The 15989-nt window shown below is 68.1% G+C and carries 9 protein-coding genes and 1 pseudogene; 8 read left to right on the top strand and 2 right to left on the bottom strand.

Annotation, left to right across the window (positions count from 1 at the left end; all coding sequences use genetic code 11):
• Positions 1-13: 13 nt before the first annotated feature.
• The 6 genes from CKW34_RS17875 (at position 14) to CKW34_RS17850 (ending at position 12144) form a co-directional block, all read left to right on the top strand.
• The gene (locus CKW34_RS17875) at positions 14-1327 is read left to right on the top strand and encodes an MCE family protein (protein WP_059383309.1); all 1314 of its coding nucleotides are present in this window, start codon (positions 14-16) and stop codon (positions 1325-1327) included.
• The gene (locus tag CKW34_RS17870; protein ID WP_059383308.1) at positions 1324-2571 is read left to right on the top strand and encodes an MCE family protein; all 1248 of its coding nucleotides are present in this window, start codon (positions 1324-1326) and stop codon (positions 2569-2571) included. Before CKW34_RS17875 ends, CKW34_RS17870 begins: the two co-directional genes overlap by 4 nt.
• A gap of 140 nt (positions 2572-2711) precedes the next feature.
• Positions 2712-3308 (top strand): hypothetical protein, encoded by a 597-nt coding sequence (locus tag CKW34_RS17865; RefSeq protein WP_059383307.1) that lies wholly within the window; start codon positions 2712-2714, stop codon positions 3306-3308.
• 31 nt (positions 3309-3339) lie between these two features.
• Positions 3340-4161 carry a hypothetical protein gene (locus CKW34_RS17860; RefSeq protein ID WP_059383306.1) on the top strand — a complete coding sequence of 274 codons (822 nt, stop codon included), beginning with the start codon at positions 3340-3342 and terminating at the stop codon, positions 4159-4161.
• A gap of 389 nt (positions 4162-4550) precedes the next feature.
• Positions 4551-8057 carry a DNA-directed RNA polymerase subunit beta gene (rpoB, locus tag CKW34_RS17855; protein WP_059383305.1) on the top strand — a complete coding sequence of 1169 codons (3507 nt, stop codon included), beginning with the start codon at positions 4551-4553 and terminating at the stop codon, positions 8055-8057.
• Positions 8058-8172: 115 nt separating this feature from the next.
• Positions 8173-12144 carry a DNA-directed RNA polymerase subunit beta' gene (locus CKW34_RS17850; protein ID WP_059383304.1) on the top strand — a complete coding sequence of 1324 codons (3972 nt, stop codon included), beginning with the start codon at positions 8173-8175 and terminating at the stop codon, positions 12142-12144.
• Between the two features lie 135 nt (positions 12145-12279).
• Here CKW34_RS17850 and CKW34_RS17845 read toward each other — a convergent pair whose 3' ends face one another.
• On the bottom strand, positions 12280-12771 hold the full coding sequence (locus tag CKW34_RS17845) for a SixA phosphatase family protein (protein ID WP_059383303.1): 492 nt from the start codon (positions 12769-12771) through the stop codon (positions 12280-12282).
• Positions 12768-13580 (bottom strand): annotated as a pseudogene (locus CKW34_RS24925) (acyl-[acyl-carrier-protein] thioesterase). The gene CKW34_RS17845 and the pseudogene CKW34_RS24925 overlap by 4 nt, the downstream one beginning before the upstream one ends.
• Positions 13581-13746: 166 nt before the next feature.
• Between CKW34_RS24925 and CKW34_RS17835 the strand changes: the two are divergent.
• Together CKW34_RS17835 and CKW34_RS17830 are read left to right on the top strand one after the other, a co-directional pair.
• Entirely contained in the window at positions 13747-15423 is a 1677-nt protein-coding gene (locus CKW34_RS17835; RefSeq protein WP_059383302.1) for an FAD-dependent oxidoreductase, read from the top strand.
• Between the two features lie 91 nt (positions 15424-15514).
• Positions 15515-15970 (top strand): Rieske (2Fe-2S) protein, encoded by a 456-nt coding sequence (locus CKW34_RS17830; RefSeq protein ID WP_059383301.1) that lies wholly within the window; start codon positions 15515-15517, stop codon positions 15968-15970.
• The last annotated feature ends 19 nt before the right edge of the window (positions 15971-15989 follow it).

The following is a 15989-nucleotide window of genomic DNA, read 5'->3' as shown; positions in this document are numbered from 1 at the left end:
CGGCGCGAAGAGGATGGGCCGCACAGGTGTCTTCGGAGCGGCCGCGTGCGTGGTCGCGGTGACGGTCACGGGGTGCGGAGGTCTGTCCGACGTCCCGTTGCCCGGCGGCGCCGACGTGGGTAGCGATCCGATCCGTCTGTCCATCCAGTTCGACGACGTGCTCGACCTGGTTCCGCAGTCGAGCGTGAAGGTCGACGGTGTGCCGGTCGGGCGCGTCGAATCGATTTCGGTCGCATCCGATTTCGGGTGGACCGCCGACGTCGGCATCGTGCTCGACTCGAGTGTCGACCTGCCGGCGAACGCGCTCGCGAGCGTCGAACAGTCGAGTCTGCTCGGTGAGAAGTTCGTGCAGCTCACGCCTCCGGAGGACGAGCCCCCGACGGGCCGGCTCGCCGACGGCGACGTGATCCCGCTCGACCGCACCCGGCACGCCACCGAACTCGAACCGGTGCTCGGTGCGCTGTCGCTGCTGCTCAACGGTGGCGGTGTCGGCCAGCTCGCGCCGATCGTCAGCGAGTTGTCGACGGCCTTCGACGGCCGCGAGGGAACCACGCGCAGCCTCATCGAGCAGGCCGAGACCCTGATCACCGGTCTCGAACAACAACGCGACGACATCACCCGGGCGCTCGACGGACTCGATGAGCTCACGGTGCGGGTCGCGGAGCAGAACGACAAGATCGCCGCCGTGCTCGACGAACTGCCGGTCGCGACCGAGGTGCTCGAGCAACAACGGCCGCAGCTGACGCAGCTGCTCGGCCAGCTCGACCGGCTCGGCACCGCGGGTGTCGACGTCCTCGATCGGTCCAAGGAGGATCTGATCGCCGACCTTTTGGCGCTGCGCCCGACCCTCCAGGCACTCGCGGCGTCGGGCGACGACCTCGTCGAGGCGCTCGCCTTCGTTCCCACCGTGCCCTTCCCGGACGGTGTCGAGAAGGTCGCGCTGGGCAACTCGGTGAACCTCTTCCTCGTCGTCGACCTGCAGATCGGCAACGCGCTGGCCGCGCTCGGTGTGGGTCAGGGCGACCCGGTCTACCGCCAGCCGAAATTCGGCAATCCGAAGCCGCTCGTCGACCCGTCCAACCCCTACTACGACGGGAACGGGCCTGCCCCGGGCTGGCCCACCGTGTCGTTGCTGCCGGTGCTTCCCACTCCGCGTCTGCCCGGCGTGACCCTGCCCGAAGGTGTGTCGCTGCCCGACGGCATCGAGATCCCGGGGATCACCGAGGCAGGTACGGACACCGACACCGGCACCGACGGTGACGAGGCCCCGCCGCCGGGGCCGCTGGAAGGTTTGCTGAATCAGCTCGGACTCGGGGGTGGGCAGTGAGATCGCGCCTGGTGAAAGTGCAGCTCGCGCTGTTCGTGATCATCGCGCTGCTCGGCATCGTGTTCGTCGGTGCCCGATACGTGCGGCTCGACAACCTCATGGGCTTCGGGCAGTACACCGTCGACGCGCGGTTCCCGACCGGCGGCGGCATCTTCCCGAACGCCGAGGTCACCTACCGCGGGGTGCCCGTGGGCCGTGTCGGGGCGCTCAGCCTCACGGACGACGGCATCAACGTCGAGCTGCGTCTCGACAACGGCGGACCGCAGATCCCGGCGTCGGCGCGACCGGTCGTGGCGAACCGGTCGGCGATCGGTGAGCAGTACGTCGATCTGCAGCCGCCGAACGACGAGGGTCCCTATCTCGAACAGGGCTCCGTCATCGAGGGCACCGAGGAGGATCTGCCCACGCCGGTCGAGGACCTGCTGCTGAGCACGAACGACCTCGTGTACTCGGTTCCGCTCGAGCCGCTGCGCACCGTCGTCACCGAGCTCGGCGCGGCCTTCGACGGCCGCGGCGACGACCTGCAGGTGCTCGTCGACGCGCTCGCGGGTCTCAGCGAGAAGGGCGCCGAGTACCTGCCGCAGACCGTCACGCTGATCCGCGACAGCCTCACGGTGCTCGACACGCAGTCCGACCAGTCGTCGGCGATCCAGCAGTTCAGCTCGGATCTGGACCTGGTGACCGCACAGCTCCGCGACAGCGATCCCGATCTGCGGCGCCTGATCGACACCGGCACCGACGCGAGCGACCAGCTCTCGCAGCTGATCGAGGGCTCCGGCCCGGGCCTGACCACCGACCTCGCGAACCTCGCGGCGGTGGCGGAAGTGGCCGCGCCGCAGTCGATCGCCCTGCAGCCGCTGCTGGCCTTCCTTCCCGCCGTCGCGGGCAGTGCGAGTACGGTCGCTCCGGGCGACGGTGCGGTGCGTCAGGGCATCGTGCTCGAGACCAACAACCCGCCTTCGTGCACCATCGGGTACGAGGGGACGCAGGAGATCCTCGCGCAGATGCGCGCGCAGGATCCGAACTTCGACGAGACCCAGCAGGACTTCCCGTTCAACACGAACGCCTCGTGCGAGGTGCCGCAGGGCAGTGTCACCGGCGTGCGCAGCGCGAACCGCATCGTCTTCGCCGATCCGAACACGATCCAGCCCTGGGATTTCAAGCCGAAGAAGGACCCCGACAAGCTCAACCTGAATCCGATCGCGACGCAGCTCGCGCCGTTGCTCGGAGTCACCCCGAAGTGAGCAGTTAGTAGGTTTGTGGAGTGAGTGCACCAATTTCCTCCGACGCTCCGCCCACCCCGCCCCCATCCGCCGACGGCAACTCGCCCGCGGACGGCCGGGGATCGGGCGGGGCACGCAGGGCGGCCCTCGCCGTCGTCTCGGTGCTCGCCGTCGTCGCCCTCGCGGCGGCGGTGTGGTTCGGCTACGGCTGGGGGCGTGCGCTCCTGGTGGACCGTTCGGCCGCCGAGGCGCGCGACGCCGCACTCTCGGGAGCCATGCAGGCGGCCGTCAACCTGAACAGTGTCGACGCGAACGACGTCGACCTGTCGATCGAGAACATGCGGTCGTCGATCACCGGCGACGCCCTGCGCAACGATCTCGCGGCGACCGAGGAGGACATCCGGGCCCGGGTCGCGGAGACCGGCACCAGCATGTCGGCCGAGGTGCTGTTCGGAACGCTCACCGAACTCAACACCGACGACGATCTGGGTAAGGCGCTCGTCGTGCTCGCCGTGCGCACCCAGACCCCCGAGTACTTCGTGACCAACAAGGTCCCGGTGCTCGTGTCGCTGCGCAAGGACGGCGACGTGTGGAAGGCCGAGACCATCGAGCCGCTCGCCTCCGTCGAGATGGAGTCGGGCCCGGTCCCCGGTGCTCCGGCTCCCGATCCCGGCGCGCAGCCCGCGCCCGACGATTCCGGGGCGCCCGCGCCCGACGATTCCGGGGCGCCCGCGCCCGAGGGCGAGGCGGGCCCATGATGTTCGGCAAGTCGACGAAGGAGAACGTGTAGTGCCCCCGCAGCGACGGAAGACCGGCCCCAGCGGGCCCCCGCGCCGTCGGCCGAAGGTCGCCGGCACGTCCCGACCGCCCCGGATGACCCCTGCAGAGGACGAACGCCCGACCCCGGCGCAGGACGAACGCCCGTCCCGGACGGAGCGGACGATCACGCCGCCCGAACAGGGGAGTACCGGACCGGCGGAGACCCAGGAGAACGAGCAGGAGAAGCCCGCGCCGGCGGCCGCCGACACGGCCGGGTCCCCGGCAGCGAGCCCGGCGGAGACTGCGACCGAGCCCGGGGATCCACCGGAGCCTCCCGCCGGTGAGGCCGGCGGGTCGCGTGCCTCCGGTGGGTGGCGCCCGGTGATTCTCGTCGGTGCGGTGGCGGTGGTGCTCGCGGTGATCGCCGCGGTCGCAGCCTTCCGTCCCGGTGCCGACGTCTCGAACGTCGCGTGGGTCGACACCGCGGAGACCCGGGAGGTCACCGAGGCCGCGAAGGTCGCGATCGAGACCATGCACGGCTACGACTACCGCACCATCGACGAGGACTTCGGCCGGATCCGGGAGTTGCTGACCCCGGAGCGGCTCGAGGAGTTCGACTCGACCGCGGACGTCACAAAGAAGGCCGCGATCGACACCCGCACGGTCACCGAGGTGATGGTCGAGCACATCGGCCCGACGATGCTCGACGACACCCGCGCCGAGGTCGCCGCCTACATCAACGTCAGCGCCACCGGCGATGGGATCGCCCAGGGGAGCGCGGCCGCACCGCTGCTGGTGAGGATGGAGAAGTCGGACGGACGATGGCTGGTCTCGGAGATCCGCGACCGGTGACGACGGCTGCGGATCGCCCCCTCACCGGGGGCGTCCGCGGCCGCGACGCGCGGATCGTTCCGGACGCGCAGTCTTGACGCAGGCGACGCGAGCGGTCACTCTATCGGTACGCCTGTTCGACTGAAGGCTTCATCGTGAGCCGTTCGAGGTCGTTTGCCAGGTTTCTTTGAGGCACCCCTGTGGACATTTTGCCTACTTTGGTGTAGGTTAGTTCTTTGCGCTGGCTGCCTCCTGTTCACCTTCTGATCGTCGAGTCGGAATCCGCCCTTTCGGGCGAGACCGTTTCGGTGCGTCGGTGGGGTTCTCGTTCGGGTTGCGACCAGCGAAAACGCCCCACATGAAGAAGCAGGTACAGCGGCGGTCGCACCGGTTGGAGCGGCCCGCGTGAGGTGCTGGAAGGACGCATCTTGGCAGTCTCTAGCCAGACCAAGGCAGTAGCCGGAATCCCCGGAGCCCCGACGAGGGTGTCGTTCGCGAAGATTCGCGAACCCCTCGAAGTTCCCGGGCTCCTCGATCTACAGACCGATTCCTTCGAATGGTTGATCGGCTCGGAGCGCTGGCGCGCGAAGGCTGCCGAGCGCGGCGACGGTCACGTCGTCGGTGGCCTGGAGGAGATCCTCGACGAGCTCTCGCCGATCGAGGACTTCTCGGGTTCGATGTCCCTGTCCTTCTCCGATCCTCGTTTCGACGAGGTCAAGGCCTCCGTCGAGGAGTGCAAGGACAAGGACATGACGTACGCGGCTCCGCTGTTCGTCACTGCCGAGTTCATCAACAACAACACCGGCGAGATCAAGAGCCAGACGGTCTTCATGGGTGACTTCCCGATGATGACCGACAAGGGCACCTTCATCATCAACGGCACCGAGCGTGTCGTGGTGTCCCAGCTCGTCCGTTCGCCGGGCGTGTACTTCGACAAGACCGTCGACAAGAGCACCGAGAAGGACCTGCACAGCGTCAAGGTCATCCCGGGCCGCGGTGCCTGGCTCGAGTTCGACGTCGACAAGCGCGACACCGTCGGTGTGCGTATCGACCGCAAGCGCCGCCAGCCGGTCACCGTGCTGCTCAAGGCGCTGGGATGGTCCACCGAGCAGATCGTCGAGCGTTTCGGGTTCTCCGAGATCATGATGTCGACGCTCGAGAAGGACAACACGGCGGGCACCGACGAGGCGCTCCTCGACATCTACCGCAAGCTCCGTCCGGGCGAGCCGCCGACCAAGGAGAGCGCGCAGACCCTGCTGGAGAACCTCTTCTTCAAGGACAAGCGCTACGACCTGGCGCGCGTGGGTCGTTACAAGATCAACAAGAAGCTCGGCCTGAACACGGGTCAGCCGATCGAGGCGTCCACCCTCACCGAGGAAGACATCGTCGCCACGATCGAGTACCTCGTGCGTCTGCACGCGGGCGAGAACAAGATGACCGTCCCCGGCGGCGTCGAGGTTCCCGTCGAGGTCGACGACATCGACCACTTCGGCAACCGTCGTCTGCGCACGGTCGGTGAGCTCATCCAGAACCAGATCCGCGTGGGCCTGTCCCGCATGGAGCGCGTGGTCCGTGAGCGCATGACCACCCAGGACGTCGAGGCGATCACGCCGCAGACCCTGATCAACATCCGTCCGGTCGTGGCCGCGATCAAGGAGTTCTTCGGAACCTCCCAGCTGTCGCAGTTCATGGACCAGAACAACCCGCTGTCGGGCCTGACGCACAAGCGTCGTCTGTCGGCGCTGGGCCCCGGCGGTCTGTCGCGTGAGCGCGCCGGCCTCGAGGTCCGCGACGTCCACCCGTCGCACTACGGCCGCATGTGCCCGATCGAGACCCCGGAAGGCCCGAACATCGGCCTGATCGGTTCGCTGTCGGTGTACGCGCGGGTCAACCCGTTCGGCTTCATCGAGACGCCCTACCGCAAGGTCGTCGACGGTGTCGTCACCGACGAGGTCGAGTACCTCACGGCCGACGAGGAGGACCGCTACCTCATCGCGCAGGCCAACTCGCCGATCGGCTCCGACAGCCGCTTCTCGGACGAGCGTGTCCTCGTCCGTAAGAAGGGCGCGGAGATCGAGTACGTCGCTGCCGACCAGGTCGAGTACATGGACGTCTCGCCGCGCCAGATGGTGTCGGTCGCGACCGCGATGATCCCGTTCCTCGAGCACGACGACGCCAACCGTGCCCTCATGGGCGCGAACATGCAGCGTCAGGCCGTCCCGCTGGTGCGCAGCGAGTCGCCGATCGTCGGTACCGGCATGGAGCTGCGTGCCGCCGTCGACGCCGGCGACGTCATCGTCACCGAGAAGAGCGGCGTGATCGAAGAGGTCTCCGCCGACTTCATCACCGTCATGGCCGACGACGGAACCCGCAAGACCTACCGTCTGCGCAAGTTCGACCGTTCGAACCAGGGCACCTGCTCGAACCAGCGTCCGATCGTGGACGAGGGACAGCGCGTCGAGTCCGGCCAGGTCCTCGCCGACGGCCCCTGCACCGAGAACGGTGAGATGGCGCTCGGCAAGAACCTGCTCGTGGCGATCATGCCGTGGGAGGGCCACAACTACGAGGACGCGATCATCCTGTCGCAGCGCCTCGTGGAGGAGGACGTGCTCACCTCGATCCACATCGAGGAGCACGAGATCGACGCCCGCGACACCAAGCTCGGTGCCGAGGAGATCACCCGCGACATCCCGAACGTCTCCGACGAGGTCCTCGCCGACCTCGACGAGCGTGGCATCGTCCGCATCGGTGCCGAGGTCCGCGACGGCGACATCCTCGTCGGCAAGGTCACGCCGAAGGGCGAGACCGAGCTGACCCCCGAGGAGCGCCTGCTCCGCGCGATCTTCGGTGAGAAGGCGCGCGAGGTCCGCGACACCTCGCTCAAGGTGCCCCACGGTGAGAACGGCAAGGTCATCGGTGTTCGCGTGTTCTCGCGCGAGGACGACGACGATCTGCCTCCGGGCGTCAACGAGCTCGTCCGCGTGTACGTGGCGCAGAAGCGCAAGATCCAGGACGGCGACAAGCTCGCCGGCCGCCACGGCAACAAGGGCGTCATCGGCAAGATCCTCCCGCAGGAGGACATGCCGTTCCTGCCCGACGGCACCCCGGTCGACATCATCCTGAACACCCACGGTGTTCCGCGTCGTATGAATATCGGCCAGGTCCTCGAGACGCACCTGGGCTGGGTCGGCAAGGCCGGCTGGCAGATCCAGGTGGCCGACGACGGCAGCCGTCCCGAGTGGGCGCAGAACCTCTCCGAGGAGATGCTCGCCGCCGAGCCCGACACCAACATCGCCACGCCGGTGTTCGACGGTGCCCGCGAGGAGGAGCTGACGGGTCTGCTGTCCTCGACGCTGCCGAACCGCGACGGTGAGGTCATGGTCGGCCCCGACGGCAAGGCGACGCTGTTCGACGGTCGCTCCGGCGAGCCGTTCCCGTACCCGGTGTCGGTCGGCTACATGTACATCATCAAGCTGCACCACCTGGTCGACGACAAGATCCACGCGCGTTCGACCGGTCCGTACTCGATGATCACGCAGCAGCCGCTCGGTGGTAAGGCGCAGTTCGGTGGTCAGCGCTTCGGTGAGATGGAGTGCTGGGCGATGCAGGCCTACGGCGCCGCCTACACCCTCCAGGAACTGCTCACGATCAAGTCCGACGACGTTGTCGGTCGCGTCAAGGTCTACGAGGCGATCGTCAAGGGCGAGAACATCCCCGAGCCGGGTATCCCCGAGTCGTTCAAGGTGCTCCTCAAGGAACTCCAGTCGCTGTGCCTGAACGTGGAGGTCCTCTCCAGCGACGGCGCGGCCATCGCGATGGCCGACGGCGACGACGAGGACCTCGAGCGGGCGGCCGCCAACCTGGGCATCAACCTTTCCCGCAACGAGTCGGCCACGGTCGACGACCTCGCGAACTAGGAGCCGAGCCGATGCGGTACGCACCCCGACACCACCGGGCGCGTACCGCATCGGGCCCCGGCAGCGATAGCGACAACTAGCAGCAATACAACCCGCACAGGGGAAAGGAAGTTACGTGCTCGACGTCAACTTCTTCGATGAACTCCGGATCGGCCTGGCCACCGCCGAGGACATCCGTAACTGGTCGTACGGCGAGGTCAAGAAGCCGGAGACCATCAACTACCGCACGCTCAAGCCCGAGAAGGACGGCTTGTTCTGCGAGAAGATCTTCGGTCCCACCCGGGACTGGGAGTGCTACTGCGGCAAGTACAAGCGTGTCCGCTTCAAGGGCATCATCTGCGAGCGCTGCGGCGTCGAGGTGACCCGCGCCAAGGTCCGCCGTGAGCGCATGGGCCACATCGAGCTCGCCGCTCCGGTGACGCACATCTGGTACTTCAAGGGTGTGCCGAGCCGCCTCGGCTACCTGCTCGACCTCGCGCCGAAGGATCTCGAGAAGATCATCTACTTCGCCGCGTACGTCATCACGTCCGTCGACGACGAGCTGCGCCACAACGAGCTCTCCACTCTCGAAGCCGAGATGGAGGTCGAGAAGAAGGCGGTCGCCGACCAGCGCGACGCCGACCTCGAGGCCCGTGCGCAGAAGCTCGAAGCCGACCTCGCCGAACTCGAGGCCGAGGGCGCCAAGTCCGACGTCCGCCGCAAGGTCAAGGACGGCGGCGAGCGCGAGATGCGTCAGCTCCGCGACCGTGCGCAGCGCGAGCTCGACCGTCTCGACGAGATCTGGACGACCTTCACGAAGCTGAAGCCGAAGGATCTGATCGTCGACGAGATGATCTACCGCGAGCTGCAGGACCGCTACGGCGAGTACTTCACCGGTGCCATGGGTGCCGAGGCGATCCAGAAGCTCATCGAGAACTTCGACATCGACGCCGAGGCCGAGTCGCTGCGCGAGACCATCCGCAGCGGCAAGGGCCAGAAGAAGCTCCGTGCTCTCAAGCGCCTGAAGGTCGTGGCGGCGTTCCAGCAGTCCGGCAACTCGCCCATGGGCATGGTGCTCGACGCCGTGCCGGTGATCCCGCCGGAACTGCGTCCGATGGTGCAGCTCGACGGTGGCCGCTTCGCGACCTCCGACCTCAACGACCTGTACCGCCGCGTCATCAACCGCAACAACCGCCTCAAGCGACTGATCGACCTCGGTGCCCCCGAGATCATCGTCAACAACGAGAAGCGGATGCTGCAGGAGTCGGTCGACGCCCTGTTCGACAACGGCCGTCGTGGCCGGCCGGTCACCGGTCCCGGTAACCGTCCGCTCAAGTCGCTGTCCGATCTGCTCAAGGGCAAGCAGGGCCGCTTCCGTCAGAACCTGCTCGGTAAGCGCGTCGACTACTCGGGCCGTTCGGTCATCGTCGTCGGTCCGCAGCTCAAGCTGCACCAGTGCGGTCTGCCGAAGCTCATGGCGCTCGAGCTGTTCAAGCCGTTCGTGATGAAGCGCCTCGTCGACCTCAACCACGCGCAGAACATCAAGTCCGCCAAGCGCATGGTCGAGCGTCAGCGCCCGCAGGTGTGGGACGTTCTCGAAGAGGTCATCAACGAGCACCCGGTTCTGCTGAACCGTGCTCCCACGCTGCACCGCCTCGGTATCCAGGCGTTCGAGCCGCAGCTCGTCGAGGGCAAGGCCATCCAGCTGCACCCCCTCGTGTGTGAGGCCTTCAACGCCGACTTCGACGGCGACCAGATGGCCGTGCACCTCCCGCTGTCCGCGGAGGCGCAGGCCGAGGCCCGCATCCTGATGCTGTCGTCGAACAACATCCTGTCGCCGGCATCGGGCCGCCCGCTGGCCATGCCGCGTCTGGACATGGTGACGGGTCTGTTCCACCTGACCCGTCTGGTCGAGGACGCCCCCGGCGCCTACAGGGCCGCGACCGCCGACGAGCCCGAGCAGGGCGTCTACTCGTCGCCGGCCGAGGCTCAGATGGCCGTCGACCGTGGCGTGCTGTCGGTCCAGGCCCCGATCAAGGTGCGCCTGACCCAGCTGCGTCCGCCGCGCGACGTCGAGAGCGAGCTGTTCCCGGAGGGCTGGAAGTTCGGTCAGCCGTGGACCACGCAGACCACCCTCGGTCGCGTGCTGTTCAACGAGCTGCTGCCGACGAACTACGCGTTCGTCAACGACATCATGCCGAAGAAGCGCCAGGCCGCGATCATCAACGACCTGGCCGAGCGGTACCCGATGATCGTCGTCGCGCAGACCGTCGACAAGCTCAAGGACGCCGGCTTCTACTGGGCCACGCGTTCGGGTGTCACCATCTCGATGGCGGACGTGCTCGTTCCGCCGGAGAAGAAGGACATCCTCGAGCGGTACGAGACGCAGGCCGATGCCATCCAGCGGCAGTACGACCGAGGAAAGCTCTCGGAGGACGAGCGTCGCGATTCGCTCGTCAAGCTGTGGCAGGAAGCGACCGAAGAGGTCGGTCAGGTCATGGAGGCGCACTACCCGGACGACAACCCGATCCCCACGATCGTCAAGTCCGGTGCTGCGGGCAACATGACCCAGATCCGCTCGCTCGCGGGCATGAAGGGTCTGGTGACGAACCCGAAGGGCGAGTTCATCCCGCGCCCGATCAAGTCCTCCTTCCGTGAGGGCCTGACCGTCGCCGAGTACTTCATCAACACGCACGGCGCGCGTAAGGGTCTCGCCGACACCGCTCTCCGTACCGCCGACTCGGGTTACCTGACCCGTCGTCTGGTCGACGTCTCGCAGGACGTCATCGTCCGCGAGGTCGACTGCGGCACGCCGCGCGGCATCGAGATGACCATCGCCGAGCTCGCACGCGACGCGACCGGTCAGCCGACCGGTGAGCTCGTGCGCGACGCTCACATCGAGACCAGCACCTACGCCCGTACGCTGGCGACGGACGCGGTCGACGCGAACGGCAACGTCGTCGTCGAGCGTGGTTCCGACCTCGGCGACCCGGCGATCGAGGCGCTGCTCGAGGCCGGTATCCAGAAGGTCAAGGTCCGCTCGGTCCTGACCTGCGACACCGGCACCGGCGTCTGCGCGACCTGCTACGGCCGTTCGATGGCGACGGGCAAGCTCGTCGACATCGGCGAGGCCGTCGGTATCGTCGCCGCCCAGTCGATCGGTGAGCCCGGTACGCAGCTGACGATGCGTACCTTCCACCAGGGTGGCGTCGGTGAGGACATCACCGGTGGTCTGCCCCGCGTCCAGGAGCTGTTCGAGGCCCGCGTCCCCAAGGGCAAGGCCCCGATCGCCGACGTCTCCGGCCGCATCCGCCTCGAGGACGACGATCGTTTCTACAAGATCACGATCATCCCCGACGACGGTGGCGAGGAGGTCGTGTACGACAAGCTGTCCAAGCGTCAGCGTCTGCACGTCATCCGCAAGGCCGACGGCACCGAGGGTGTTCTCTCGGACGGCGATCACGTGGAGGTCGGTCAGCAGCTCCTCGAGGGCTCTGCCGATCCGCACGAGGTGCTGCGCGTGATGGGCCCGCGTCAGGTTCAGGTCCACCTGGTCCACGAGGTCCAGGAGGTCTACCGGAGCCAGGGCGTGTCGATCCACGACAAGCACATCGAGGTCATCGTGCGCCAGATGCTGCGTCGCGTGACGATCATCGATTCGGGCTCGACGGAGTTCCTGCCCGGTTCGCTCGTCGAGCGCAGCGAGTTCGAGGCTGCGAACCGCCGTGTGGTCCAGGAGGGTGGCGAGCCGGCTGCCGGCCGTCCGGTCCTCATGGGCATCACGAAGGCGTCGCTGGCCACCGACTCGTGGCTGTCGGCGGCGTCCTTCCAGGAGACCACTCGCGTGCTGACCGACGCGGCGATCAACTGCCGCTCGGACAAGCTGATCGGTCTCAAGGAGAACGTGATCATCGGCAAGCTGATCCCCGCCGGTACCGGTATCAACAAGTACCGGAACATCGAGGTCCAGCCGACCGAGGAGGCCCGCGCGGCCGCGTACGCCATCCCGGCGTACGACGACCAGTACTACTCGCCGGACGGCTTCGGCCAGAACACCGGCGCTGCAGTGCCGCTGGATGACTACGGTTACTCCAACGACTACCGGTAGTTCGCTGCCGTAGTAGACGACGAAGGTCCCGCCCTCTTCTCTTCGGGGGCGGGGCCTTCGTCATTTGTTCTCGACGGTGATCGCCGTCGTTGCTTCGCCGCGAGCGTCTCGCAGCGGTTCCGCGCGGGGTGTGGGTCAGCGCGGGATGTGGAAGTCCACGAGTTCGGCCGTGCCCCGCGACAGCTCGGACCACGATCCGCTCACCGTGAGGACTGCGATCGCGGAGGTGGGGAACTTCTCGGCCACCTGATGGGCGGCGTCGGTGCTGTGATCCGTGATGAGCCCGAGGACGGTCGCGGAGAGGGTCGGCTCGTGCCCGATGACGAGCAGGGTGTGCACGTCGTCGGCCGTTCCCCGGATCTCGGCGACCAGGGATTCCGGATCGGCGTGGTACAGGCTGTCGCGGTACTCGACAGGAGCCTCCACGGCGGCCTCGGCGAGTGTCTTGCGCGTCCGGGTCGCGGTGGAGCACAGAACGGCGTCCACCTCGGGCAGGTTCGCCCGGATCCAGCGACCGGCGAGTCCGGCCTCGCGGCGTCCGCGGGGGGAGAGGGGACGCTCGTGATCGTCCACGTCGTCCGGGTACGCGGACTTGCCGTGGCGCAGCAAGATCAGGGTACGGGTCATGGGGTCCACCGTAGAGCGTCCGGTTTCCGGCCGATCCACGCGACCGCGCGAGTGTGATCCTCGACCGTGAACCAGACCGTCAGTCCGTCCTCTCGCAGGGTCGTCCGCAGTGTGAGGGTCTCGCCGGCGGCGACGGGGCGCAGGTGTTCGATCACCGCCCGGTACGGCGCGTCCGGGACGTCCGGTCGGAGGGGTAGGAGTTCCTCGAGGCCGTGCCAGTAGACGGCATTGTTGACGTGCCCGAACGGGTCGAGATCGGTGGCGCGCAGAGGGAAGACCCGTTCGTCGTCGACCTCGTCGGGTGCGCGACCGGGCAGCCACGCCGTCCACTTCAGGCGTGTGTCGTGCGCGTAGCGGGCCATGTGCTCGAACAGGCCGTCGCTGATGCGGGTGGGAGCGCCGGTGGTGGGGCCGATGTCGATCCAGAACGCCGCGGTCTCGATCAGCGGGCCGTCCGGGGCGTCGTCGGGGTCGTCGAGGCGGACCCGCACGTTCGCTCACCGTGTCGACAGGGCATCGCACCAGCGCCGCAACCGGAGCGTGCGGCCGTACTCGGCGGGGCGGTGCACGTCGACGATCGTGCGCCGGACGATCCAGAGCGGGTCGGTCTCGGATGCGCCGACGGCGGCGAGGTTGTCGGTGCCGATGTCCTGGAGATAGCGGGCGATGCCGTCGAGTCGCAGTCGCTTGCCCGTGTCGACGTCGCCGGTGCGGACGGTGCGCTCGGTGGAGAAGGGATCCGCTTCCTCGGGCAGTTCCGTCAGCGGTCGCGTCCGAGGCAGATCGGTGCTCGGCGTCGACGTGGCCATGTGTCCCCCCGGGTCGGATGTCCGATCGTGCGATTCTCGCAGCTTCGGTGGGTGGTCGCAGGTTCTCTTGCGAACCCGCGGTGACTGCCGCTACAGTCGAGTTAACTGTTACGGACCGTTACATGAAATTCGCGGACGCTCCGCCCGGCTGCCGAGGACCCTTCCCATGGCCTATGTGATCACCCAGACCTGCTGCAACGACGCGAGCTGCGTCGCGGTCTGCCCTGTGAACTGCATCCACCCCTCGCCGGACGAGCCCGGATTCGCCACCGCCGAGATGTTGCACATCGATCCGAAGACCTGCATCGACTGCGGCGCCTGCGCCGATGCGTGCCCGGTCGAGGCGATCCTGCCCGACGACAAGCTCGACCCCTCCCAGAAGCGGTTCGCCGAGATCAACGCGGCCTGGTACGAGGACCACCCGGCGCCGGAGGGGTGGCAGCCCCTCGTGCCCACCCCGGCGCCTCCGCGTGATCGCGGAACGCTGCGGGTCGCGATCGTCGGCGCCGGCCCCGCGGCCTGCTACGCCGCCCAGGAACTCCTCGAACGCTCCGACGTCGAGGTCGAGATGTTCGATCGGCTCCCGACTCCCTTCGGCCTCGTGCGCGCCGGTGTCGCTCCTGACCATCCGGGGACCAAGGCGGTCACGGAATCGTTCGAATGGTCGTTCCGGCGTGAGGAGTTCGCCCTGCACCTCGCCACCGAGGTCGGTCGCGACATCACTCACGCCGAACTGCTCGAACACCACCACGCCGTGATCTACGCGACCGGTGCGTCGTCCGACCGCCGCCTCGGGATTGCGGGCGAGGATCTGCCCGGCAGCCACGCCGCCACCGAGTTCGTCGCCTGGTACAACGGCCACCCCGACTACGCCGACCGCACCTTCGATCTGTCCGGCGAACGCGCCGTCATCGTCGGCAACGGCAACGTCGCCCTCGACGTCGCACGGATCCTCACCATGGACGTCGACGAACTCGCGCGCACCGACATCGCCGACCACGCTCTGAGGGCACTGCGGGAGAGCAACATCCGGGAGGTCGTCCTGCTCGGCCGGCGCGGCCCGGCCCAGGCCGCGTACAGCAACCCGGAGTTCCTCGCCCTCGGCGACCTCACCGGGGTGGATATCGTCGTCGACGACGCGGACCTCGAACTCGATCCGGCGAGCGCCCGGGCCGTGGAGGAGGACGCGGCGACCGCGCTGCGTGTCCGTCTCGCCCGCGAGTACGCCGAACGGCCCGTCCGTCCCGGGCACCGCCGCATCGTCTTCCGGTATCTCGCCGCGCCGAGCGAACTGCTCGGCGACGACCACGTGACCGGCGTGCGGGTCGAACGCACCGAACTCGTCGACGACGGTGGCCGCCTCACCGCCCGTCCCACCGGCCGGTTCGAGGACCTGCCTGCCACGCTCGTGCTCCGGTCGATCGGCTATCGCGGCGTTCCGCTGCCGGGTGTGCCCTTCGACGACGTCCGCGGGGTCGTTCCCAACACCGGTGGTCGTGTGGACGCCGGCGTCTACGTCACCGGCTGGGCCAAGCGCGGGCCGAGCGGCGTCATCGGTACCAACAAGGGGTGCGCGAAGGAGACCGTCGCCGCGCTGCTGGCAGACTTCGACTCCGGTGCGCTCGCCGATCCCCGCGGCGACCGTCGTGCGCTGAACCGGTTGCTCGGACAGCGCCGGCCCGATCGGGTGGACCTGGACGGCTGGAAGACCATCGACGCCGTCGAACGTCGCGCCGGACGGGCCCAGGGCCGGCCCCGCGTCAAGATCACCGATCGCGAGACCCTCGTCGAACTCGGTCGTCGCCGACGCCGGCTTCCGCTGCTCGCCTCGCTGCGTCACTGACCGAGCGGGGGGGGTGACGCAGGTCGCGGCCCGGCCGGACGTTCGTCGATAGGCTCGGGAGAACCGAATCCCGACCCGAACGGACATGTGCATGAGCAGCGACAATCTCGACCGCACGGCGCTCACGCGCCGCACTCTCATCGGCGGTGCCGGTGTGGTGGCGGCCGGCGCGGCCCTCACGGCCTGCGGATCGTCCGGCGACACCGGCGAGGCGCGATCGGCGGTGCCCGCACCGACCACGACGGCGCCTCCCGGACCCGACGCGGAGGTCGTCGCCGCGGTCGCGGACGTGCCGGTCGGCGGGGGCGTCATGCTCGAATCGAAGAGGCTCGTCGTCACCCAGCCCGCGGAGGGCGACTTCCGCGCGTTTATCGCGATCTGCACCCATCAGGGCTGCAATCTCAGCGGTGTCGAGGGCGACCGCATCATCTGCCCGTGCCACGGCAGCCGGTACGACCTCGACGGTGCCCCGATCGAAGGACCGGCGAAGCGGCCGCTGAAGACCCGTCCCGTGACGGCGCGCGGGTCGGATCTCGTCGTGGGTTGATCGGTCCGGGGATAGAGTC

It is taken from the genome of Rhodococcus rhodochrous (assembly GCF_900187265.1).
GTDB lineage: Bacteria > Actinomycetota > Actinomycetes > Mycobacteriales > Mycobacteriaceae > Rhodococcus > Rhodococcus rhodochrous.
This window is presented reverse-complemented; position numbering and strand designations above follow the sequence as displayed.

What these genes read in the sequence shown, in the direction of transcription:
- CKW34_RS17830 (WP_059383301.1), top strand. Translation starts at nt 15,515, where the DNA reads ATGAGCAGCGACAATCTCGACCGCACGGCGCTCACGCGCCGCACTCTC.
- CKW34_RS17835 (WP_059383302.1), top strand. Translation starts at nt 13,747, where the DNA reads ATGGCCTATGTGATCACCCAGACCTGCTGCAACGACGCGAGCTGCGTC.
- CKW34_RS17875 (WP_059383309.1), top strand. Translation starts at nt 14, where the DNA reads ATGGGCCGCACAGGTGTCTTCGGAGCGGCCGCGTGCGTGGTCGCGGTG.
- CKW34_RS17845 (WP_059383303.1), bottom strand. Translation starts at nt 12,771, where the DNA reads ATGACCCGTACCCTGATCTTGCTGCGCCACGGCAAGTCCGCGTACCCG.